Source organism: Oscillibacter sp. 1-3 (genome assembly GCF_000403435.2).
In the GTDB taxonomy this organism is placed as follows: Bacteria; Bacillota; Clostridia; order Oscillospirales; family Oscillospiraceae; genus Oscillibacter.
On sequence record NZ_KE159707.1, the window covers coordinates 785237 to 806768 of the forward strand.

22 protein-coding genes and 1 pseudogene are annotated in these 21532 nt (G+C 58.6%); 5 read left to right on the forward strand and 18 right to left on the reverse strand.

The genetic code is table 11. The annotated features are described in order from the left end of the window. Positions 1–134: 134 nt before the first annotated feature. A complete protein-coding gene (locus C816_RS10270; protein ID WP_016322333.1) occupies positions 135–377 on the reverse strand; it encodes a helix-turn-helix domain-containing protein in 243 nt (80 codons plus the stop codon). 100 nt (positions 378–477) lie between these two features. Between C816_RS10270 and C816_RS10275 the strand changes: the two genes are divergently transcribed. Continuing rightward, complete coding sequence (locus C816_RS10275) at positions 478–669, forward strand: hypothetical protein (RefSeq protein ID WP_016322334.1); 192 nt, start codon at positions 478–480, stop codon at positions 667–669. A gap of 33 nt (positions 670–702) precedes the next feature. Here C816_RS10275 and C816_RS10280 read toward each other — a convergent pair whose 3' ends face one another. The 9 genes and pseudogenes from C816_RS10280 to C816_RS21815 all read right to left on the reverse strand — a co-directional run bounded on the left by C816_RS10280 (position 703) and on the right by C816_RS21815 (position 7981). Then, positions 703–1308 (reverse strand): hypothetical protein, encoded by a 606-nt coding sequence (locus C816_RS10280; protein ID WP_016322335.1) that lies wholly within the window; start codon positions 1306–1308, stop codon positions 703–705. A 25-nt stretch (positions 1309–1333) separates the two neighbouring features. Then, a complete protein-coding gene (locus C816_RS10285; RefSeq protein ID WP_016322336.1) occupies positions 1334–1804 on the reverse strand; it encodes a COG2426 family protein in 471 nt (156 codons plus the stop codon). Between the two features lie 63 nt (positions 1805–1867). Then, positions 1868–2692 carry a hypothetical protein gene (locus tag C816_RS21805; RefSeq protein WP_016322337.1) on the reverse strand — a complete coding sequence of 275 codons (825 nt, stop codon included), beginning with the start codon at positions 2690–2692 and terminating at the stop codon, positions 1868–1870. Next, complete coding sequence (locus C816_RS10295) at positions 2686–3381, reverse strand: ABC transporter ATP-binding protein (protein WP_016322338.1); 696 nt, start codon at positions 3379–3381, stop codon at positions 2686–2688. The genes C816_RS21805 and C816_RS10295 overlap by 7 nt, the downstream gene beginning before the upstream one ends. Beyond that, positions 3362–3754 carry a GntR family transcriptional regulator gene (locus C816_RS10300; RefSeq protein ID WP_016322339.1) on the reverse strand — a complete coding sequence of 131 codons (393 nt, stop codon included), beginning with the start codon at positions 3752–3754 and terminating at the stop codon, positions 3362–3364. The genes C816_RS10295 and C816_RS10300 overlap by 20 nt, the downstream gene beginning before the upstream one ends. Positions 3755–4052: 298 nt before the next feature. Beyond that, entirely contained in the window at positions 4053–4724 is a 672-nt protein-coding gene (locus C816_RS23655) for a helix-turn-helix domain-containing protein (protein ID WP_016322340.1), read from the reverse strand. Between the two features lie 140 nt (positions 4725–4864). Continuing rightward, a complete protein-coding gene (locus C816_RS10310) occupies positions 4865–5707 on the reverse strand; it encodes an HAD-IIB family hydrolase (RefSeq protein WP_016322341.1) in 843 nt (280 codons plus the stop codon). A gap of 589 nt (positions 5708–6296) precedes the next feature. Next, a pseudogene (locus tag C816_RS25450) lies at positions 6297–7127 on the reverse strand (stage 0 sporulation family protein); the annotation flags it as partial. Further along, the gene (locus C816_RS21815; RefSeq protein WP_016322343.1) at positions 7124–7981 is read right to left on the reverse strand and encodes a DNA polymerase III subunit delta'; all 858 of its coding nucleotides are present in this window, start codon (positions 7979–7981) and stop codon (positions 7124–7126) included. The gene C816_RS21815 and the pseudogene C816_RS25450, both read right to left, overlap by 4 nt. Before the next feature lie 556 nt (positions 7982–8537). Between C816_RS21815 and ppdK the strand changes: the two genes are divergently transcribed. The 3 genes from ppdK to C816_RS10335 all read left to right on the forward strand — a co-directional run bounded on the left by ppdK (position 8538) and on the right by C816_RS10335 (position 12500). Next, positions 8538–11165, forward strand: a complete 2628-nt coding sequence (gene ppdK / locus C816_RS10325; RefSeq protein ID WP_016322344.1) for a pyruvate, phosphate dikinase — start codon at positions 8538–8540, stop codon at positions 11163–11165. Positions 11166–11429: 264 nt separating this feature from the next. Continuing rightward, positions 11430–11822: a hypothetical protein gene (locus tag C816_RS10330; protein ID WP_040655180.1), complete on the forward strand. Its 393-nt coding sequence runs from the start codon at positions 11430–11432 to the stop codon at positions 11820–11822. A 42-nt stretch (positions 11823–11864) separates the two neighbouring features. Next, entirely contained in the window at positions 11865–12500 is a 636-nt protein-coding gene (locus C816_RS10335; RefSeq protein ID WP_016322345.1) for a superoxide dismutase, read from the forward strand. Positions 12501–12599: 99 nt separating this feature from the next. On the opposite strand, the gene C816_RS10340 is transcribed toward C816_RS10335, so the two are convergent. Continuing rightward, positions 12600–13280: a TIGR00266 family protein gene (locus tag C816_RS10340; protein ID WP_016322346.1), complete on the reverse strand. Its 681-nt coding sequence runs from the start codon at positions 13278–13280 to the stop codon at positions 12600–12602. After that, on the reverse strand, positions 13264–13824 hold the full coding sequence (locus C816_RS10345; RefSeq protein ID WP_155978989.1) for an FUSC family protein: 561 nt from the start codon (positions 13822–13824) through the stop codon (positions 13264–13266). Before C816_RS10345 ends, C816_RS10340 begins: the two co-directional genes overlap by 17 nt. A 311-nt stretch (positions 13825–14135) precedes the next feature. On the opposite strand from C816_RS10345, the gene C816_RS10350 reads away from it, so the two are divergent. Continuing rightward, positions 14136–14375 (forward strand): hypothetical protein, encoded by a 240-nt coding sequence (locus C816_RS10350; protein WP_016322348.1) that lies wholly within the window; start codon positions 14136–14138, stop codon positions 14373–14375. Positions 14376–14972: 597 nt separating this feature from the next. On the opposite strand, the gene C816_RS10360 is transcribed toward C816_RS10350, so the two are convergent. From C816_RS10360 to guaA, 6 genes are all read right to left on the reverse strand, one after another. Then, a complete protein-coding gene (locus C816_RS10360; RefSeq protein WP_016322349.1) occupies positions 14973–15194 on the reverse strand; it encodes a hypothetical protein in 222 nt (73 codons plus the stop codon). A gap of 223 nt (positions 15195–15417) precedes the next feature. After that, entirely contained in the window at positions 15418–16335 is a 918-nt protein-coding gene (locus C816_RS10365) for an RluA family pseudouridine synthase (protein ID WP_016322350.1), read from the reverse strand. After that, entirely contained in the window at positions 16307–16840 is a 534-nt protein-coding gene (lspA, locus tag C816_RS10370) for a signal peptidase II (protein ID WP_016322351.1), read from the reverse strand. The genes C816_RS10365 and lspA overlap by 29 nt, the downstream gene beginning before the upstream one ends. Before the next feature lie 411 nt (positions 16841–17251). Continuing rightward, a complete protein-coding gene (locus tag C816_RS10375) occupies positions 17252–18961 on the reverse strand; it encodes an ATP-binding protein (RefSeq protein WP_016322352.1) in 1710 nt (569 codons plus the stop codon). A gap of 53 nt (positions 18962–19014) precedes the next feature. Then, positions 19015–19608 carry a tyrosine-type recombinase/integrase gene (locus C816_RS10380; RefSeq protein ID WP_016322353.1) on the reverse strand — a complete coding sequence of 198 codons (594 nt, stop codon included), beginning with the start codon at positions 19606–19608 and terminating at the stop codon, positions 19015–19017. 237 nt (positions 19609–19845) lie between these two features. Continuing rightward, entirely contained in the window at positions 19846–21387 is a 1542-nt protein-coding gene (gene guaA, locus C816_RS10385) for a glutamine-hydrolyzing GMP synthase (protein WP_016322354.1), read from the reverse strand. Between the last annotated feature and the right edge of the window lie 145 nt (positions 21388–21532).

Here is a 21532-nt window from a genome sequence, read left to right on the forward strand (position 1 = left end):
GGTCTGTCCCCGCCCGTTTTCATGAAAGCGCCGGGGGTTTGGCGGACGGGCCGGGACAGAGCCCGGCCCCTACTGCGGGGAGGGCGCCTCCCTGCAGCAGGCAAGGGCGTTTGCGGCATCTGGAGCAGGAGATGTCACTGAATCTCCTGCTCCAGATGCCCGAACTCCGGGCCGGAGAAGAACTCCGCCAGAGACATATCCAGTCCGTCGCATAGGATTTTGATGGTAGTGATCGAGACATCCCTGCGTGCGGGGTCCATCATGCTGTAGACCGTAGAGGGTGTGACGCCGGCCCGCACCGCCAGTTCATTGTATTTCATTTTGCGCTGACGGCAGATGTCTGCGAACCGCGCTGTAACGGCGTCTTTTACACCCATACCAATCACCTCGCTGGTATGGTATCCGTTTATGCGCAGTTGCGTATACGCGCTTGCGTAATTGCGGAAAATATGGTAGAATTGGGATGAGGTGATTTTTATGGATGATCGGGCGGAACGGGAATTCTACCGCTGTCTGGTCTCGGACGCCAGCAGCCGGGCGCTGCTGCGAATCCGGGACATTCTGGCGGACGACACGCTCTCCGACGAAAACTGCTTCCACCGAATCGAGGCCATTGTCCGCCTGCTGGAGGACCTTGGAATCGGCTGCGGGGAACGGCACGACTTCTGAAAAACGCGCCCGCCTGAACGGCGGGCGCGTCGCTTATTCGCTTTGCGTAAATTGGGCCGGGTCCCGCAGGGCCTCCGCCGTCTCCGCCGGGGGCTTGGCGTGGATTGTCAGAATGTCCTCCCAATCCACCACGGAGGAGGGCAGAGAGTCCCCCAGGCTCTTTAGAACCGTCATGGACATCACGTCCGTGCCCTCATAGACCGTGAAGCGCAGTACCTCCTCGTACTCCCGCTCCGTCTCCGGGTCCTGTCCCGCCAGGAGCGTCTTCTGCTGCATGAACACGTAGGTGTACAGCGGCGCCGCGTCCTCCACGCCGGAGACTTCCGCCCACTCCATGTCGTCCTCAACCAAATCGTCCACCCGTTGGACGGCCTCCTCGCCCTTGATGAGGCAGACCTCCCGGCCCTCGGCGTCCAGGACCTGCCAGTAGTGGGATTTGGCGCTCCAGTCGTCATCCAGCTCGCTCCAGGTCTTGTCCAGCTCGCTCCAGGCGTCCTCCCACTTCTCCTCCATCTCCTTTTCCAGCGCCTCGTCCGGCACGGACTGCATCATCAAAAACGCGGGAAGACAGCCGGACAGCAGCAGGGTCATTGCCAGGGCGCAGACGGCGCAGAAAAGCACAGCGGTATATTTTTTCATGATATATCCTCCTTAAAAAACGTGACTACAAGAGGTGAACGATCCCCAGTGTCAGGGCGGTGGTAATCAGGCCCGCCATAATCAGCCCCAGCAGGATGGCCGGCAGGGCGTGGCGCATCCGGATGTTCAGCACCGCCGCCACCAGGGACCCGGTCCAGGCCCCGGTGCCCGGCAGGGGGATGCCCACCAGAATCACCAGCCCCAGCAGGCGGTACTTCCGCACCAGCCGCCCCTTGAGGTGGGCCCGGCGCTCCAGCCAGTCGATCCTGGGGCCGAAAAACCGGGTGCCCCGGAGAAAGTCCGCCATGCGGCGGGCCAGCAGGATGATGAGGGGCGCCGGCACCAGATTGCCCAGAATGGCCGCGGCGCAGGCCAGGGCCGGGGGCAGTCCCGCGGCGATGCCCAGGGGAATGGCTCCCCGCAGCTCCACCACCGGCACCATTGCCGTGGTAAAGGTCAGAAGAAGCTCTTTTGAAACAGTCTCAAAAAAGGCCATGGAATCCTCCAAAACAGGGCGGGCCGGAGAGCGCCTCCGGCCCGCGGACGCGTTATGGACAGTTTACTCCAGGTTCAGGCGCTTTTTCAAGAAAAACGTGGTGATGCCGTAAAAAACCGCGCCGTAGACCACGGTGACGAAGATCAGCAGAAACAGCCCGATGTGAATCCCCGCCATAGCGTCCAGGTGGATTTCGGGGTAGAAGATGCCCCAGTTGAAAAAGCCGATCTGGTCCAGAATGTTGATGCCGCTGAACGCGATGATCTGGAAGGCGAACTGGAGACCGAAGTACCAGGCCACCGACCAGGCCATCTTGTGGCTGGGAAGGCTGTGGCCGGCCGCCAGGGCGGCGTAGAACTGGAGGCACATGGCCACCAGACTCAAAAATGCCAGCGCGATCAGCTCCATGAGGATGGCCGTGCCGTTGATGGCATAGTAGGCCTGGACCTTCCGCAGCTCCTGGAACAGCTCCCCCAGGCCCTGGAGGATTTCTTTGATAATGGTGATGTCAAAGGCCGTGATACAGCAGGCCAGAATGACCGCCAGGCCGGTGATGATGAACCACACGGAGGACACAATGAGTTTGGACCAGATGTGCTGGTGGATGGATACCGGCAGTGTCAGCATCACATAGCCCTCGTCCTGGAGGAGGTTCTTGTAAAACCGCTGGATCATCAGCACAAAGGATACGATGAACACGCCGAAGATGGCAAAGCCGAAGGCGGTCAGCAGCAGGATGCCCAGCATGCTGAAAAACCAGGCGCGGCTGTCCAGCAGATACCGCAGGGAGAGGTTGGCGGCCACGGACGTGGCCAGCAGGATGCCGGTCACCGGCAGCATGATGCGCCCGGTGGCCCGGAACTCGTGCTTTAAGAGTTTCCTCAGCATTTGAACACCTCCCGGAACAGCGCGTCCACGCTCATGCCCTTCTCCTCCCGGATCTCGTCCACGGAGGACTGGAGCATCACCTGACCCCGGTTGATGAAAATCACCTCGTCCAGCACCTTCTCCACGTCGGAGATCAGATGGGTGGAGATGACCACCGCCGCCTCGGGGTTGTAGTTGCTGATGATGGTGGAGAGGATGTAGTCCCGGGTGGCCGGGTCCACGCCGCCGATGGGCTCATCCAGAAGATACAGCTTTGCCTGGCGGCTCATGACCATGATGAGCTGGACCTTCTCCCGGGTGCCCTTGGACATCTGCTTCACCCGCTGGGCGGGAGAGATGTCCAGGTGCTGGAGCATCTCCTCCGCCGCGTCCCGGCGGAAATCGGGGTAGAAATCGCCGTAGAAGTCCAGCAGCTGCCGGGCGGACATCCAGGTGGGGATGCAGGTGCGCTCCGGCAGGTAGCTCACCAGGCTGTGGGTGGCCCGGCCGGGGGCGGCGCCGCAGATGAGGATCTCCCCCTCGCTGGGGGTCAGCAGGCCGTTGGCCAGCTTGATGAGGGTGGTCTTGCCGCTGCCGTTGGGGCCCAGCAGTCCCACGATGCGGCCCGGCTCGATGGCGAGGCTCACCTGCTCCAGAGCCGGGGCCTTGCCGTAGCGCTTGCTCAGGCCGTTACACTGCAAGACTGACATCGCCGTTCCCTCCTTCCGTGATCTCCTGCCGCAGCATGTTGATGACTTCCTCCCGCTGGTAGCCCAGGCGGGTCATGGCGTCCAGAAAGGCGGTGATATGCCGTTCCGCCAGGGCGCGCTTTGCCGTTTCGATCATTGCCTTGTCCTCCGTCACAAATCTCCCCGCGGTCCGCTGGCTGTACACCAGACCGTCCCGCTCCAGCTCCGTCAGCGCCCGCTGCATGGTGTTGGGGTTGACCCCGGCCTCCGTGGCCAGGTCCCGCACCGATGGAAGGCGCTCCCCCGGCGGAAACACGCCGGAGACGATGCCCACCTTGATCTGCTCGATCAGCTGTGAGTAGATGGGGGCGTCGCCGCTAAACTGCCATAACATCGCTTACCTCCTGTGCATCTGTATGTCTGTATTATGTAACTAATACAATAGCACAAGTTTCAGATTTGTCAAGGGGAAATGTGAAAATTTCCAAAAAAATCTTGCGCCTGTCACGGAATTGGGATTTTGCGAGGATCCTGTCATTGCGAGTCCGGCGGAGCCGGGCGCGGCAATCCGTACTCCTGTGCCGGCAAACGGATTCCCACGAAAAAAGGCCGCCACTGGCGGCCTTTTTTCTCGGAATGACAGGACCTTTGCGCCATTCGCACATTCTGCAACAAGCACAGTGGGTGCGGGACTATTCGGTTTTTGGCTCCCGGGGTCTCCGGGGCGGCAGAAGGGCCAGGAGAAGGCCCAGAAGCAGGGGGATCAACGCCAACGGCGCGTTTTGAAGATCATCGGGGAACCAGGAGGCCTTGAGGGTCCAGTCAATCAGGATCGTGAGAAGGCGGGCGAATACCAGCAGCCCGCCTCCGCAGATCAGGGCCCAGCCCAGGTCCTGCCGCCGGAAGCGGCCCGCCCGCCGCCAGCGGCGGGCCAGCAGGAGACCGGTGACGGCGAAAAAGCCCCCTCTGCCCACGAGACTGAGCAAAAGGCCCATGCCTGTGGGCCAGATGTTCCTGTCAAACAGGTTGATCAAGGCCAGTAGGATCCACGGAAAGCCCAGGGCTGCCAGCAGATAGCCCACCACGAAGCCATATTTGTCCCAGAGGCTCCCCGGCTCCGGCAGGGGCCGGGAGGCCGGAGGGAACTGCTCCGGACCGTCCTTTAATAAACCATCCTTTAATAAATAGTCGGTGGTGACGTGGAAGTGGTCGCTGATGCGGATGACTTTTTCCGTCTCGGGCATGGTCTCGTCCCGCTCCCAGCGGCTCACCGCCTGGCGGCTGACGTTCAGCAGCTCCGCCAGGGCGTCCTGGCTCAGGCCCTCCCGGGAGCGGAGCTTCTGGAGTTTTTCACCGAAAGTCATGTTGTGTCCTCCCATGGCTTGATGGGAACAGTATAGCGGGTTTTATCCGGTTTGGCCAGCAACCCGGCGTGGAAGTTCCGCAATCTGAGGTTGCGGAGGAGATTTCGCGGCCTTGGGCCGGGCAGTTCCCCGGTGCGGCTTCAATACCGCCGGTCCAGAATCTCCACTACATCCGCCAGAGCCCCCTCCCGGGCGTCGCAGACAATCGTCGCCCCGCACTCCCGCACGGCGGGAACGCTGTTGGCGGGGGCAAAGCCCTCCCGGGCGGCGGTGAGCATGGAGATGTCGTTGGCCTCGTCCCCCGCGCAGTAGACGTGTTCCATGGAGATCCCCAGCCGCTCAGCGAGGCGGCAGACCATGCCGCCCTTATTGGCGCCCTTGACGGTCATCTCCAGCAGCGTCTGGCCGGAGAAAATCAGCTCGTAATCTCCGGCCCAGCCCTGTTCTCTCAGAAAAGCCACAATGTCCGCCAGCGTGCTGTGCTCCGCCTCAAAGAGGAGCTTTCCCAGGGGCAGGGGCACCTCTGTCAGGCTAGGGGCCTCTGTGACGCCCACCTTGGTCAGATGCTCGTGGCGGCGGGTGAATTCGTTGGGGTGGACGGCGTGGATCACATTTCCAATGTGATAGGCCTCCACCGCCGCCTCCGGGAAGCGGTCCAGCACCGCCTGCCCCCGCTCCAGGGCCAGCTGGTCCAGCAAAGCGGTCTCCAGATACTCCCCGGTTTGAAAGTCATACAGCGCCGCGCCGTTGCACACCACCCCGGGGGCGCTCATGGGCACCAGGTCCGCGTAGTTCAAAAAGGCCGCCAGGGCCCGTCCGGTGGACACGGCGAAGCGCCCCCCCTGGGCCATGAAGTACGCCAGGGCCTTCCGGTTCCGCTCCGGCAGGGGCGGCACCGGCGCCCCGGTGCGCAGGGCCTCCTCCGTGTAGATCAGGGTGTTGTCAAAGTCGCTGGCCAGCAGCACGCCGGTGAATTTTCCCATGAGGTTCTCCTTTCTAATCTCCTGTGAAAAGGCGGACAGCCAAAAAGGGCAGGCGGCCGGTTCAAGGGAAAGGGAGGCCTGCCTGCACGGTTTCAATGAGAGGATTTCGGTATGTCTCAAAAAGTTTTGAAATCCCGCCGCCCGCACAGCGGACGGCGGGATGCGCCCGTCAATATAGATGTTTTTATTCGGCCTTGGGCGGCGTGCCGCCTCCGCCGCCCTTGCCCCGGCGGCGTCCGCCCCGGTAGTAGGGCTTGCGGCGCTTGGCCTCCCCGTCGCCGGCGGCGGATTTGGCCTGCTGGGACTGAGGGGGACGGGCCTTCCCCGCGGGCTTCTTGTCGGGCTGCCAGTCCTCCGCCGGCCGGGACTGTCCTCCGCCGGAGGGCTGCTTGCCGCTGTGTCCCCGCCGTCCGCCCCGGTGACGGCGGCGGGAGCGGTTCTCGCCGCTCTCCTGGCCGAATTTCTCCCGGACGGGGGCGTCCTCCAGGGGGTGGTCCATGTAGAAGGGGGTGGCGAAGATGGGGGACTCGAAGCTCTCCTCCGTCCGCTCCTCCATGTACCGGGCGGGCCGCTCCGGAATCTCAATGCCCTCCCGGCTGCCCTTGCCGTTGCGCAGCACCTTGATCTCGCAGCTGCGGTAGGTTTTCAGCGGCTCGCTGGGGCCGGAGGAGTCCAGGGCCACCTTCATGGTCTCCCGCAGCAGGTCCACGCTCTTCACATTGCCGGGGCCGTCGGGGGTCTGGACGAAGCTCTCCGCCTTGGGCATGCGCTTGGCGGCGTCCTCGTAGGCGTTCTGCTCGTACTTCAGGCAGCACATCAGCCGCCCGCAGGTGCCGGAGATCTTGGTGGGGTTCAGGCTGAGGTTCTGGGTCTTGGCCATCTTGATGGACACAGGGAGAAAGCCGTCCAGAAACTGGGAGCAGCAGAAGGGCCGTCCGCAGATGCCCATGCCGCCGATCATCTTGGCCTCGTCCCGCACGCCGATCTGCCGCAGCTCAATGCGGGCCCGGAACACGGAGGCCAGGTCCCGCACCAGCTCCCGGAAATCCACCCGGCCGTCGGCGGTGAAGTAGAAGATGATCTTGTTTCCGTCAAAGCTGGCGGAGACGTTTACCAGCTTCATCTCCAGGCCGTGGGCGGCGATCTTCCGCTCGCAGATGTCAAAGGCCTCCCGCTCTTTTTTCTTGTTGTACTCCACGGTGCGGCAATCGCTCTCCGTGGCCATGCGCAGCATGGCGCACAGGGGGCGGACGATGGCGGAATCCTCCACCTCGTGGTTGCCCTCCGTGCAGGTGGCGAACTCCGGGCCCTGGGCGGTCTCCACGATCACCTGGTCTCCCATCTTCACCACGGCCCCCTTGGGGTCGAAATAATAATTTTTGCAGCCGCCCCGAAAGCGGACGTTGATTACTTCTGTCAAAAGATTTCCTCCAATTCCACCGCCAGGGCGCCCAGCACGTGGCCCGGGCCAACGTTATAGGCGCACTCCCCGCGGTACTTCTGCAACACCTCTATTGTGCGCACAATTTGGGATTTTGTCAAGTTTTTCGCGAGAAAAGACGCGCTCTCCCGGAGATTTTCCTCCGGCGGCTGCCCGTAGAGCAGCAGCAGCGCCGCCGAAAAGGCCTCCCGGCACTCCTCCAGAAAGGCGGACAGGTCCTCCCGGGTGGTCCGCTTCTTCTCCAGCCGCGCCGCCAGCTCCGCGGCGCTCCCCCGCTTTTTGGAGCCCAGGCAGCGGCAGAGCCGCTCCACCGACTCCGAAAGCGCGCCGTCCGCCCCGCCTGCGGCGGCTCCCGGGCGGAGCTCCACACAGCGGGAGCGGAGGGTCTGGAGCACCGCGGCGGGGTTCTCCGCACAGAAGAGGAACGCGGCGTAGGGCGGGCCCTCCTCCACGATTTTCAGCAGCACGTTCTGGTCCTGCTCCGTCAGAAGGCCGCAGTCCGGGAAGATGTAGACCTTCCGCCGGCCCTCGTTGGGGCGGATGTAGGCGTCCGCCCGGACGGACCGCACCACGTCCACGGCAATATTCTTATGGGCCTCGTCCCGGACGGCGGCGACATCCGGGTGGATGTCCGCAAATACCTTCCGGCAGGCGGGACAGACGCCGCAGGGCTTCGCCCCCTCCCCCTGACACTCCAGAGCGGCGGCGGCGTACTGGGCGGCGGCGGCCAGGTCTCCGCCGCCGGTGAACAGCAGCGCGTGGGACAGCGTGCCCCGGCCGGCGGCCTCCCGGATGCGGACGGCGGCGGGATCGGCGGGTGAAAACGGGGACATGGCAAGTCCTCCCGAACAAAATGATACCTGATTATACCTCCGAAGCCCGCCAAATGCAAGTCCCGCCGCAGCCGGGAGTCGTCCGGCCACGCATTTGATCACCTGTAATTTTTGCCTTGCGGCCATGGCGCTGTCCCCGCCCGTCTTTCCGAAAACGCCAGGTCTCCGGCGGACGGGCCGGGGCAGAGCCCGGCCCCTGCATAAAATTCGCGAAACGGACACTCCCCGCAGCCGGAGAGAGGCCGGAGCGCCGGAGGCGGAAACGGGAAAAACAGTAAAGCGCAAACGTGTGCCAAATGGATTCGGCCGGGAGAACAGACAAAAAAACTTCTCATTTTTGGGACAACTGACAGGCCTTTTGTGCAAAACCCCCAGAATTTGGGGGCATTCCTCCGGTTTCCGGCGAATTTCTTTATGATATTTATGAATTGTTTTCCAGAAAGTGACCTATTATAATATTATAGCTAACTGATTTGACCAAGGCTGCAAAGATTAGTGTACGGACACACGATACGATCTGCCCGGCGGGGCGGAGATAAAAAACGGAGGAATGAAGATGAGCAAAAAGTACTGCTACCTGTTCACTGAGGGAAACGCCAACATGCGGGAGCTCCTGGGCGGCAAGGGCGCCAACCTGGCCGAGATGACCAACATCGGCCTGCCCGTGCCCCAGGGCTTCACCATCACCACCGAGGCCTGCACCCAGTACTATGAGGACGGCCAGAAGATCAACGACGAGATCTTCGCCGAGATCATGGAGTACATCGAGAAGATGGAGGGCATCACCGGCAAGAAGTTCGGCGATATGGAGAACCCCCTGCTGGTCTCCGTCCGCTCCGGCGCCCGGGCCTCCATGCCCGGCATGATGGACACCATCCTGAACCTGGGCCTCAATGAGACCGTGGTGGACGTGCTGGCCAAGAAGTCCGGAAACCCCCGCTGGGCCTGGGACTGCTACCGCCGCTTTATCCAGATGTACTCCGACGTGGTTATGGAAGTCGGCAAGAAGTACTTTGAGCAGCTCATCGACAAGATGAAGGAGGCCCGGGGCGTCACCCAGGACGTGGAGCTCACCGCCGAGGACCTCAAGGAGCTGGCCGGCCAGTTCAAGGCCGAGTACAAGTCCAAGATCGGTCAGGACTTTCCCACCGACCCCAAGGAGCAGCTGATGGGCGCCGTCAAGGCCGTGTTCCGCTCCTGGGACAACCCCCGCGCCAACGTCTACCGCCGGGACAACGACATCCCCTACTCCTGGGGCACCGCCGTCAACGTCCAGTCCATGGCCTTCGGCAATATGGGCGACGACTGCGGCACCGGCGTGGCCTTTACCCGCAACCCCGCTACCGGCGAGAAGAAGCTCTTCGGCGAGTTTTTGACCAACGCCCAGGGCGAGGACGTGGTGGCCGGCGTCCGGACCCCCATGCCCATCGCCGAGATGGCCGAGAAGTTCCCCGAGGCCTTCGCCCAGTTTGAAAACGTCTGCAAGACCCTGGAGGACCACTACCGCGATATGCAGGACATGGAGTTCACCGTGGAGCACGGCAAGCTCTACATGCTCCAGACCCGCAACGGCAAGCGCACCGCCCAGGCCGCTTTGAAAATCGCCTGCGACCTGGTGGACGAGGGCATGATCGACGAGAAGAAGGCCGTGGCCATGGTGGAGCCCCGCACCCTGGACACCCTGCTCCATCCCCAGTTTGACGCCGTGGCCCTGAAGGAGAGTAAGGTCATGGGCAAGGCTCTGGGCGCCTCCCCCGGCGCCGCCAGCGGCAAGGCCGTGTTCTCCGCCGAGGACGCCAAGGCCTGGGCCCAGCGGGGCGAGAAGGTGATCCTGGTCCGCCTGGAGACCTCCCCCGAGGACATCGAGGGCATGAAGGCCGCCCAGGGCATCCTCACCGTCCGGGGCGGCATGACCTCCCACGCCGCCGTGGTGGCCCGGGGCATGGGCAAGTGCTGCGTCTCCGGCTGCGGCGACATCAAGATGGACGAGGAGAACAAGAAGTTTGAGCTGGCTGGCAAGACCTACTGCGAGGGCGACTGGCTGAGCCTGGACGGCTCCACCGGCAATATCTATGACGGCGCCGTTCCCACCGTGGACGCCACCATCGGCGGCGAGTTCGGCCGCATCATGGGTTGGGCGGACAAGTACCGCCGCCTGGAGGTCCGCACCAACGCCGACACCCCCGCCGACGCCAAAAAGGCCCGGGAGCTGGGCGCCCAGGGCATCGGCCTGTGCCGCACCGAGCACATGTTCTTCAACGACGACCGCATCCAGGCCATCCGGGAGATGATCTGCTCGGACACCGTGGAGCAGCGGGAGAAGGCCCTGGCCAAGCTGGAGCCCATGCAGCAGGGCGACTTCGAGGGCATCTACGAGGCCATGGAGGGCTGCCCTGTCACCATCCGCTTCCTGGACCCCCCGCTGCACGAGTTCGTGCCCACCGAGGAAGCCGATATTGAGGCCATGGCCAGGGATATGGGCAAGACCGTGGAGGAGATCAAGGCCGTCATCGCCGGTCTCCACGAGTTCAACCCCATGATGGGCCACCGCGGCTGCCGCCTGAGCGTCACCTTCCCGGAGATCGCCAAGATGCAGACCCGGGCCGTCATCAAGGCCGCCCTGAACGTTCAGGCCCGCCATCCCGAGTGGGATCTGGTTCCCGAGATCATGATTCCCCTGGTGGGCGAGCTGAAGGAGTTCGCCTATGTGAAGGGCATCGTCACGGAAGTGGCCGACGCCCTGATCAAGGAGGCCGGCTCCAGCCTGAAGTATAAGGTGGGCAACATGATCGAGATCCCCCGCGCCGCCATGTGCGCTGATGACATCGCCCCCATCTCCGACTTCTTCTCCTTCGGGTCCAACGACCTGACCCAGTTGGTCTTCGGCTTCAGCCGGGATGACGCAGGCAAGTTCCTGGACGCCTACTATGACAAGAAGATCTACGAGAACGATCCTTTTGCCAAGCTGGACCAGCACGGCGTGGGCCGTCTGATCTCCAACGCCGCCCGCTGGGGCCGGAGCACTAACCCGGACCTGCATCTGGGCATCTGCGGCGAGCACGGCGGCGACCCCTCCAGCGTGGAGTTCTGCCACAAGATCGGCCTGGACTATGTGTCCTGCTCCCCCTTCCGGGTGCCCATCGCCCGTCTGGCCGCCGCCCAGGCCGCTATCAAGGATGCCTGAGAGGGTGTGAGCAATAAGCGGGCCCTGGTTAAGAAAATTATATAAAAGGAATCATTCACCAGAAGCAGGCTGCTTGAAGCGGCCTGCTTCTGGCGTCATCTGTGTTAACACAGATGACAATACACATTAAAAACCTGCCAGGGTGCTTTAAGCTCCCTGCGGATCGTCAAAATCCCTCACCTATCCATCATTTCCCTCCTGTGAATACAGGTTCTTACTTTGCAAAAGGAGAATATTGTATATGGATTATACGGAACGGAAAATTTGACGGTACTGGAATTGACAGAAGAGCGGGATACGTTATCGTATGATGAGCTGATCCCCTTGCTCATGAAACGACCTTCCAATGTCATATATATTGAATTCCATGGAAGACTTTATGGCATTATAACGATGGGGCGGATTGCATTGGTAAAGCCATGTTCGCCGTTTGAAAAGCGGATGCAGCTGTTTTCATATTGGAGAGAGTTTCTTGAAGAAAAGATAGAATGCGTAGAAATTATTGAACCTGGGGATATACCTGAGTATCTGGATGAAGTTAATTTTATTTTGTTTGTTGACGCATTTGAAAGGCCTAGAGAATCCCGCCCCGGCCGCAGACCGGGGCGGGATTCTCTTACGCCGGCCCGCCGCACCACTGGGAGCGGAAACATATAATGGGTTAGGCCATATGATATATCCCGCCCAGGAGGAATTGACATGAGTCAGCGATACCCGTTTCAAACCATGACACTTGGCTTCGGACTCAGCTCCCTGAGCCCTTACTGCGATCCGGACACCCTGTACCTGCACCACGGTCAGTACTATGCCCAGAAGGTCCGGGAGCTGAACCATCTGGTCTCTAAGCACCGCCTGACCAACCTCAGCCTGGAGGAGCTTCTCACCCAGGACATCAACATGCCCGTCGCCCAGCTGGCCCGGCTGAAGGGGGCCGCCGGAGCGGTGTACAACCACGAGCTGTATTTTGACGGCATCCAGTCCGTCATGGATACGCCGCCCCTGAACAAGCTGACGGGCGTTTTGATCGGGGTCTACGGTTCCATAAATGCCTTCAAGCGGCTGCTGCTGGAGGCCGCCGACAGCCTCCCCGGGGCCGGCTGGGTGTGGCTGGTGGCGGAGCGGAGCGGCGGTCCCCACATCGTCATCACGGACAACAACGATGCTGTGGACCTCCAGGCCGTCCAGCCCATCTTTGTGGCGGACCTCTGGGAACATGCCTATTTCCTGGATGACCAGTTTGACAAGGAGAAATACCTAGATTACTGGTTCTCCTTCATCGACTGGAACAAGGCGGAGGCCCGCTTTGAACAGTCCCGGACGAGCGCCGCGTGCTGATCCGAACCGATGAAAAAGACAAAAAGACGCCAGCCCTGGCCTTTGTGCCGGGACTGGCGTTTTGTCATTTTACTGAGTGTCGGACATAAATCGAGTCTCTTATTTCCCTGTGGGAATGAAGGGGCGGATAGCGCCGGCCACGCTGCTGATGGGCATGGTCTGGAGATAGACCCGGCCCGGCCCTGTGACGACGGTGTTGAAGAGCCCCTCGCCGCCAAACACCATGTTCTTCACCCCGGGCACTGTCTGGATGTCCATGGAGCAGGTGGCGTCCATGGCCGCCAGGTATCCGGTGTCCACCACCAGGGACTGCCCCGCCGCCAGGTCGTACTCCATCACAAAGCCGTCAAACTCCGTGAAGGCCATGCCCCGGCCGGAGAGCTTCTGCATAATAAAGCCCTCGCCGCCAAAGAAGCCGGCGCCCACTTTTTTCTGGAAGAACACGGACAGCTCCACCGTCTCCTCACTGGCCAGAAAGCCGCTCTTCTGCACCACCAGCTCCCGGCCCGGCCCGATCTCAAAAGCCCGGATGTCCCCGGGGAAGCTGGAGGCAAAGGCGATCATCCCCGGGCCGCCCTGGGCGGTATAGCGGTTCTGAAACAGAGCCTCTCCGGCAAACATCCGGCCCAGGGCCTTGCCCAGTCCGCCGTTGGAGGTGGTCTCCATCTTCATGTTGGGGCTCATCCAGCTCATGCTGCCCCGCTCGGTAATCATGGTCTCTCCGGCGCTCAGCTGGCAGATGACTACGGGCAGGGGCTTTCCCTCAATGCGATATTCCATTGCTGTCTTCCTCCGTTTTCTCAGTGATATTTGCAGGGTCCTCCGCCGTTTTGCGGAAGAGCCGGTAAAAGCGCTCCATAAATTGGAAGGTGAAGCCTCCGGGGAACACGCTGTTGACCACCAGAGCCATGATAACGCCGATGCCGGTATCGAAGATGCGGTTCAGGGCATAGGTGACATAGCTCTCCACCGGAGTGTTGAAGAGGATGATGCAAAGCACCACGCCGCCGGGCTGGACGCCTCCCACCCAGAAGATTTGGCACAGCAGAATCAGCGCCACGGTGCCGACGAACACCAGGGGCACCAGCAGCAGCGTGTGGCCGCCCTGCGGATAGAAGAGCAGGTAAACCCGGAAGAGGGCCATGCCCAGAAGCCCGCCGATGGCGGTGCCGAAGAGGCGGTTTCCGCCGTGGAGCTTGGAATTTTCCAGATCGCTGCCCATGCCGAAGATGGCGCCGATGCAGGCGAAGGCGGGACTGCGGTCCAGAAAATAGTAGATCAGAGCACAGAGCGCGGCGGCCAGAGCCGTCTTGATATTGCGCATTCCGATTTTGGGAAAGCGGCGGGGGGATTGGCCGGTTGGGCTCATGAAAATCTCTCCTGACCAGCGGGCCGGTTTGGAGGAGGCCCGTATACATAGTTAGTATATCACGGCAAAATTCAGATGAAAAGGCCGCCGTGCAAAAATTTGCGAAATTTTGCAAAATTTTGCGAAGGCCGGTGTGAAGCGAAAAGGTCCCTTTTACCTTTCGTGTTGATGGAGCCGGGCACTGGCAATCTCACCAGCCGCAGCTTGAAGCAAAAGATTGGCTGCACTATAATAAGAATCATAAATCGGAATTAGGGAGGAAAAATATGAAAATAGAAAAGTGTATGAAAGAATCTTTTGCTGTAATGGGAAAAGAAGGTTTTACTTTGGATGGAGAAGGGTTTATCCAAAGATTATGGGCTGATGCGGATTCCCATTTTGAAGAAGTTCACACTTTGGTCAAGAAAGAGGCGAATGGAAACATAGTTGGCATACGGGGATTGATGTCTGACTTTTCCCACATGTTTAAGCCAAGAGAATATTTGTCAAGGGGGATTTCACCATAAAGATGAAATCCCCCCAATAAATCAATATTAGGCCTTGTTTGAAAAATGGCGGAATGCCCAAACGGTGGATCTTGATCCGGCACTCTGCGTTAAATTTTCTTGCCGGGCGTCAGCCCGCCTGCAAAAACTTGCCTTGATTGGCGAAAACATCTCTCGCCGTTGGGCATTCCACCATTTTTCAAACAAGGCCTAGAAAAGATCTTCAAAAATTTTAGCGGTTTCTTCTGACATACGCCGAGTAGCAGTAAGGCTCATGGACAGTACATTTCCGTCTTTATCCGGATGCAGAGGTTTCTCCTCGCTCTTTGGATAACCGAAACGCAAAAGAGGTATCGCCTCATCGGGCATGAGCCGAGGCTCGATGCTGCTGCCATCCTCCCCCCTGACCGCCCATTCTGAACAACAATTAAAAGGTTCCTGGTGCTTTGTGTGAGGTTTGTCCGACTCAGTCATTAGCGTCATTCCATCTGGGATAGCTTCTGCTTAAAAAAGAAAAGTTTATAGGCCATTATCAACACGAAAGGTAAGAGGGAAAAAAGCGCCGGCGCTCCGCGTGGCAGCGCGGAACGCCGGGGGCCTCTCTTTTTTGCCGGAGGTTCAGGACATTTTGTCCACCAGCCGGTCCAGACTCCTGGGGTCGACGCTGTCCTCCGTCACCACGTTGACCCGCTTGCCGATCAGGGCGTACAGGCCCAGAAGGGAGCGGGCGTCCAGCATCAGCGTATCCGTGCTCAGCCATACCTCATAGGGCGTTTGGGTGGCCAGCTCGTTGATCTTTTCCACCTGGTCACGGTCTTTTATATCAAGCTTCTTAACCATCGGATGTTCCTCCTTTTTGAATCCGCTCGGTTGGGCCTTGCCGGGAGGACGGCGGGGTTCGGCCGTCACCTGTTCCCCGGGCCCGGCCCGGTCTCCTCTTGGAGATTGACCATATTCTAGCAGGGGGGGAGAAAGGTGTCAACGAGTGTTTTGTACAAATCAACTAAAGTAATCGATTACCTATTGTGCATATTTACAAATCTGCTCTTGCCCGACAGGAAAGTCAGCGTCGGGCAGAGAGTTTTTGCAGCTGCTCCTGAAACTCCGGGGGCAGGCCGCAGGAGAGCTCCACCAGCTCCCCGGTACGGGGATGGCGGAACCGCAGGCCAACGGCATGCAGGCACTGGCCATGAAGGCCGGGGACGGGTTTCTTTGCCCCGTAGACCGTGTCCCCCAAGATGGGGTGTCCGATGTGGGCCATGTGGACCCGGATCTGATGGGTGCGCCCGGTCTCCAGGCGGCAGCGGAGATGGGTACAGCCGGGAAAGCGGTCCAGCGCCTCCCAGTGGGTGACGGCGGGGCGTCCGCCGGGGATGACCGCCATTTTCTTCCGGTCCGACGGGTGCCGCCCGATGGGGGCGTTCACGGTTCCCTGATCCTCCCGAAGCCCCCCCAGGGCGAGGCACTCGTAGGTGCGGGCCAGCGTATGGTCCTGGAGCTGGGCGGCCAGCCCCTGGTGGGCCAGGTCGTTTTTGGCGGCGATGATAAGGCCGGAGGTGTCCCGGTCGATGCGGTGGACAATGCCGGGGCGCAGAGCCCCGCCCACGCCGGAGAGGGAACTCCCGCAGTGGAAGAGCAGGGCGTTGACCAGCGTGCCGTCCGGGTGGCCTGGGGCCGGGTGAACCACCAGCCCCTTGGGCTTGTTGACCACAATCACGTCGCCGTCCTCGTAGACGATGTCCAGAGGGATGTCCTGTGGGATCAGGTCCAGCGGCTCCGGCTCCGGTAGAAGGACCTCCACCGTCTCGCCGCCTGTGAGCCTGCAGCTTTTGGACAGGGGCTTTCCGCCGCAGGTCACCAGCCCCTCCTCCAGCAGCCGGGCGGCGGCAGAGCGGGTCATGCCATCCACGGTCTCCGAGAGCCATACGTCCGCCCGGCGGCCCGCCTGTGCCTCACCGGGCCGCAGTGTCAGCGTCTCCATGGGGGCCTCCTTTTTTGTCGTACTTCTCATAGAAGCGCAGGTAGTACACGGCGGCCAGCGCCGCGCCGCAGACCACGCAGACATCCGCCACGTTGAACACAGGATAGGCGGGCCAGAACTGGAAGTGGAACATATCCACCACATAGCCCAGCCGCGCCCGGTCGATGATGTTGCCAAGGCCCCCAGAGAGAATCAGGCAGCCGGCCAGCACCCCCAGGGGATGCCGGACAATCCGCCGCACCAGCGCATACAGCACCGCCAGCAGAATCAGGGAGGTGAGCCCCACCAGCAGCCACCGCTGCCCGGAGAAGCTTGACCAGGCCGCGCCGTAATTGTGGACCCGGGTCAGCTCCACCAGACCCGGCAGAAAGTCCCGGGCCGGGTCCGCGGTCCAATAGATGTGGGGGGGGACGGGAGCGGAGAAGTGGGACGAGGTCCACCACTTCACCCACTGGTCCAGTCCCAGCAGGGCCGCTCCCAGCAGGGCGCAGAGTGTATAGATCATAACGGAACGCTCCTTTGACGTGAGTTTGATTTTCCTCCAGTTTACACGGTTTTGCTGGGAAAAGCAACTGAATTTGGCCGGGGGCGCATGGCGGCGCTGCTTTTTGCCATATGTGTCAAATCAAGCAGCCGCCCGCATTGGACAGCTGCTTGATTCGGCAAAATGTGATACGCCGGAGTCAGAAGAGGGGTCACTCCCACTCGTTGCTGGGTATCATATTCTAACGGATTTTGCTTTAGAAATATGATGCCCTATTCTTTTGATTATTTGATATATCCATATTATCCAGCCTATACGATGGGCTGTTATCAAATTGTTATCAACTGTGATAACATTGTTCTTCCAAATATGTTCTACCACGAAAAATATAGAATTACAATGTTTATACCGTTTTGTGAACATATTTTAGGATTAGATAGATGCTGTTTCTGTCCTTGGCAAGAACTCAATATTGAATTTTTGTTCCAAGTAATATTTCAACACAAAAATCTCAATTTTTCTTTCGCTTCTCATGGAATCAAGATAGTATCTAGTATAATCTCTATCATCAGCCGGAGGAATGATTTTTAGTGTTCGGCGTTGGTTCGCAATATCTGTAACTTCTTCTCCATTTCCTAAGACTTCCAAATTGATGTCCCAGCAAACAATGCTATGTAAGTTTTTGAATGAGTGATTAAAATCTTTGGTCAAATAGTTCTTGAACTCAACATAATACAATTTTGAAGTTTTGATTGGTATATCATCTTTTGCCTTGGCAATCACGTCAATTCCAGAATGTGTGTCATAGTTTATAATTGTAAATGGGAACATTCCTGGATCATGACTACTTAATTGCATAAAAATCGCAAAAACACCACTTTCCATTTGCGGTTCAATCAAATGGATGCCATTATAATCAGCTACTCGAGCACGTTTTGTTTTCTCGATTCTCCGCTCAAAGTCCTTGTTCTCGCTATCAATGGTTTTATATGCAGTGGCTGCGCTTTCCAGCCATTGGATTTCTTCCCAATCTGAATTCTGTATCTCATTATAGACTTCATCAACCGCCTTTTTAAGCTCAAGTAAAATCTCAGAGTGTGTATTTTCTATGGACCCCCGATTTGCTGTTAATCTTAAGTCCTGGCAGTTAACAAATGCATGAAATTTTGTATATTCTGAACCCTTAACAGTAATCCATTCATTTTTTCTTTGCACAGGGATAAAATCTTTACATAGCCATAGACCATATCTTTCCTGCACAGTATATGCCCCTTGCGGCGCTTTATAGCCACTTCTCTTAATCATGTTATTATACTGGTATTTAACCCTTGTTCCCTCTACCACAAATATAGCCTGATATTCAATTTCCGGCATGCTTTCTAACGTCCCTGTTCTTACAAATTTTTTGCAATACCACTTTGGTGCTTCTGTAAAGTACTTATCAAACAAGTCTGTTGCGCGTTGGCTTTCTTCAGGAAACACATGTCCAAATTGGATACTTTCAAATTCCCTTTTATCAACACCTTTTAAGTGCAATTTAACATTCTTGTATTTTTCAATTCTAAATGCGCTTTCAATAGACCCGAATTTAGTAAACCACAAAATATAGTCTTTTATCTGGTCATGTGTAAACCTATCACGACGATTATTGTTGTAACCTAAAATGGTAATAGTTGTCCCGGATTCACCACTGGGATCATCCTCAATCTTAAGGTTAACTTCTGGAATCTCCCTATCTAATAACTTACGGCTCGGCTCATCCATTATAGCGTAAAATTTGTAATTGTTTTTTTGGGTTAGAACTTCAATTTTTTTACTGTTAAAATAAACTTTAGTGCCATGCCCTTTTTCTCCTATGCTGTCGTCATTACCTCTACGAAGAGAATTTCCCAAATCGAAAAACGATTGCAACCCTTCCGTATCCATTCCATCCCCGTCATCTTTAATTACAATTTTCAGGACTTTTTCTCCATATTCTTGAATTACACTAAACTCTAAGGTGATATTTTCTGCATGTGCATCAAATGCATTACTAATCGCCTCGCGAACTAAATCTAATGGATTAGAAAAATCCAACGCAATTTCTATAAATTCTTGAGCACTATCAACTTTAGGGGTCAAGATAGTTTCTGTTTGCGCCATTCCAATCTGCCTCCTTTTAAATTGATCAGGCAATACAAAATATGCCTTTAATACTATAATGCGGACAGTATAGCATATTTTTCGACATAGCACAAGACACTGAGCATGTTGGAGAAGTCAACATTCTCAATCCGCAGCTCCCGCAGTTCCCTGGCCCGCATTCCCGTGGAGGCCAGCGTCCAGAGTATGGCCCACGTCCGCATATGTGTGAAGTCCCGCTTGTCGGGAGGCTCCAGAATGGTTTCCAGTTCCTCCTTTGTGTAGGGCTTCTTGTCGGTCACCTGCCCCCGGATGAAGGGCATCAGGTAGCGGTGGGGACAGTAGCCTCTATCACGGGCATAGTGAATGATGGGGCTGAGGTTCTGGATGGCGGTATTGAGGGTGACATTGTTGGTGATCCCCCTTGCCCGCATATCGTCCAGATATTCCAGCAGGAACTCCAGGGTAAGCTGCGAACATTTCACATCTGCACCAGCGAACCGGATGAAGTACTTGATATTCCACTGGTAGGTCTTGATGGTCTGTTCACTCAGCCCCATGCTCTCCTTCACCTTTAGGAATTCGTCCGCCACATCCAGGAACCGGCGGTCGGTCATCCTGACGGCCTGCCCGTCGATCCGCTTCCCCTGCTTGCTGCCCTTTCTCACCGTCTCTCACCCCCTCTCTCACTCTCACAACCCATGCGCCTCTCGCTGTCCTATCCGTCATGAAATTGCCCTCCTTATGAAGTGTTCTCAAGTTACCTCATAGCCTCCAGGAATGTTACACGCTAAAAACGCAAATCACCCGCTACGAGGTGCCCAAAACAGGTTGCCCTCATAGCGGGTGAAAAGTTCTAAAATTTATAGAAAATCAACGAAAATATGCGTTTTTTGTTCTAAAATCTACTCCCACTCAATCGTCGCCGGGGGCTTGGAGGTGATGTCATACACAATCCGATTGATATGGGGCACCTCGTTGACGATCCGCACGCTGACGCGGTCCAGCACCTCATAGGGAATCCGGGTCCAGTCCGCGGTCATAAAGTCCGTAGTGGTCACGCTGCGCAGGGCCAGGGTGTAGTCGTACGTCCGCCCGTCCCCCTGGACGCCGACGGAGCGCATATTGGTCAGCACCGCGAAATACTGGTCCATGGTTCCCTCCAGGCCTGCCTTGGCGATCTCGTCCCGGAAGATGAAGTCCGCCAGGCGCAGGGTGCCCAGCTTTTCCTTGGTGATGTCACCTATGCAGCGGACCGCCAGGCCCGGGCCCGGGAAGGGCTGACGGCTCACCAGGTACTCCGGCAGACCCAACTCCCGGCCTAAGCCTCGCACCTCGTCCTTGAAGAGGAGCCGCAAAGGCTCCACGATCTCCTTGAAGTCCACGTAGTCCGGCAGGCCGCCCACGTTGTGGTGGCTCTTGATGACCGCCGCGTCCCCGGCGCCGGACTCGATCACGTCCGGGTAAATTGTGCCCTGGGCCAGGTAGTCCACCCGGCCGATCTTTTTGGCCTCCGCCTCGAAGACCCGGATGAACTCCTCGCCGATGATCTTCCGCTTGGCCTCCGGCTCCGTGACGCCGGCCAGCCTGCTGAGGAACAGCTCCTCCGCGTCGGCGCGGACGAAGTTGATGTCCCACTGGGAGAAGGCGGTCTCCACCTCGTCTCCCTCGTTCAGCCGCATGAGGCCGTGGTCCACGAACACGCAGGTCAGCTGCTTCCCCACGGCCTCCGCCAAAAGGGCCGCCGCCACGGAGGAGTCCACGCCGCCGCTGAGGGCCAGCAGGACCTTCCCGTCTCCGATCTTCTCCCGCAGAGCCTGGACGGCGGTCTCCTTGTAGCCGCGCATGGACCAGTCGCCTGCGGCGCCGCAGACCTCGTAGAGGAAGTTGCGGATCATGTCCGTGCCGTGCTCCGTGTGATTGACCTCCGGGTGGTACTGGACGCCGTAGAAGCCCCGGGCCTCGTCGGCAATGGCCACGTTGGGGCAGGCGTCGGAGCGGGCGGTGAGGGCGAAGCCGTCGGGGACCTTTTCCATATAGTCGCCGTGGCTCATCCAGGTGATCCCTTGGGCGGGAAGGCCCTTGAAGAGGCGGCATTTCGTGTCGAAATACGTCTCCGTCTTGCCGTACTCCCGAGCGGAGTCCTCCGTGGCGGCCGTAACTTTGCCGCCCAAGGTGTGGGCGATCAGCTGACAGCCGTAGCAGATGCCCAGGATGGGCACGCCCCAGGTGAAGATCTCCGGGTCCACGTGGGGGGAGGTCTCCAGATACACGGAGTTGGGGCCGCCGGTGAAGATGATGCCGATGGGGTCTATGGCGCGGAGGTCCGCCAGGGGGGTGGTATAGGGCTTGACCTCGCAGTACACGCCGTGCTCCCGGACCCGGCGGGCGATGAGCTGGTTGTACTGGCCGCCGAAGTCCAGGATGATGACGGTCTGATGGGACATAGTAGATTACCTTCTTTCACAAGAGGGGGTGTGGTTTTGGTCTTTGCCCGCCCTTCGGGCGGGGGGATTTCAGCCATGATGATGGCTGGGCAGATGCACCCCCCATTTTCTCTTTTTCTGCGCGCAGAAAAAGAGAAAACGGGCC

Bases quoted from the DNA above. Each gene is read 5' to 3' on its own strand.
- C816_RS10270 (WP_016322333.1), bottom strand. From the start codon at position 377: ATGGGTGTAAAAGACGCCGTTACAGCGCGGTTCGCAGACATCTGCCGT.
- C816_RS10275 (WP_016322334.1), top strand. From the start codon at position 478: ATGGATGATCGGGCGGAACGGGAATTCTACCGCTGTCTGGTCTCGGAC.
- C816_RS10280 (WP_016322335.1), bottom strand. From the start codon at position 1,308: ATGAAAAAATATACCGCTGTGCTTTTCTGCGCCGTCTGCGCCCTGGCA.
- C816_RS10285 (WP_016322336.1), bottom strand. From the start codon at position 1,804: ATGGCCTTTTTTGAGACTGTTTCAAAAGAGCTTCTTCTGACCTTTACC.
- C816_RS21805 (WP_016322337.1), bottom strand. From the start codon at position 2,692: ATGCTGAGGAAACTCTTAAAGCACGAGTTCCGGGCCACCGGGCGCATC.
- C816_RS10295 (WP_016322338.1), bottom strand. From the start codon at position 3,381: ATGTCAGTCTTGCAGTGTAACGGCCTGAGCAAGCGCTACGGCAAGGCC.
- C816_RS10300 (WP_016322339.1), bottom strand. From the start codon at position 3,754: ATGTTATGGCAGTTTAGCGGCGACGCCCCCATCTACTCACAGCTGATC.
- C816_RS23655 (WP_016322340.1), bottom strand. From the start codon at position 4,724: ATGACTTTCGGTGAAAAACTCCAGAAGCTCCGCTCCCGGGAGGGCCTG.
- C816_RS10310 (WP_016322341.1), bottom strand. From the start codon at position 5,707: ATGGGAAAATTCACCGGCGTGCTGCTGGCCAGCGACTTTGACAACACC.
- C816_RS21815 (WP_016322343.1), bottom strand. From the start codon at position 7,981: ATGTCCCCGTTTTCACCCGCCGATCCCGCCGCCGTCCGCATCCGGGAG.
- ppdK (WP_016322344.1), top strand. From the start codon at position 8,538: ATGAGCAAAAAGTACTGCTACCTGTTCACTGAGGGAAACGCCAACATG.
- C816_RS10335 (WP_016322345.1), top strand. From the start codon at position 11,865: ATGAGTCAGCGATACCCGTTTCAAACCATGACACTTGGCTTCGGACTC.
- C816_RS10340 (WP_016322346.1), bottom strand. From the start codon at position 13,280: ATGGAATATCGCATTGAGGGAAAGCCCCTGCCCGTAGTCATCTGCCAG.
- C816_RS10345 (WP_155978989.1), bottom strand. From the start codon at position 13,824: ATGCGCAATATCAAGACGGCTCTGGCCGCCGCGCTCTGTGCTCTGATC.
- C816_RS10350 (WP_016322348.1), top strand. From the start codon at position 14,136: ATGAAAATAGAAAAGTGTATGAAAGAATCTTTTGCTGTAATGGGAAAA.
- C816_RS10360 (WP_016322349.1), bottom strand. From the start codon at position 15,194: ATGGTTAAGAAGCTTGATATAAAAGACCGTGACCAGGTGGAAAAGATC.
- C816_RS10365 (WP_016322350.1), bottom strand. From the start codon at position 16,335: ATGGAGACGCTGACACTGCGGCCCGGTGAGGCACAGGCGGGCCGCCGG.
- lspA (WP_016322351.1), bottom strand. From the start codon at position 16,840: ATGATCTATACACTCTGCGCCCTGCTGGGAGCGGCCCTGCTGGGACTG.
- C816_RS10375 (WP_016322352.1), bottom strand. From the start codon at position 18,961: ATGGCGCAAACAGAAACTATCTTGACCCCTAAAGTTGATAGTGCTCAA.
- guaA (WP_016322354.1), bottom strand. From the start codon at position 21,387: ATGTCCCATCAGACCGTCATCATCCTGGACTTCGGCGGCCAGTACAAC.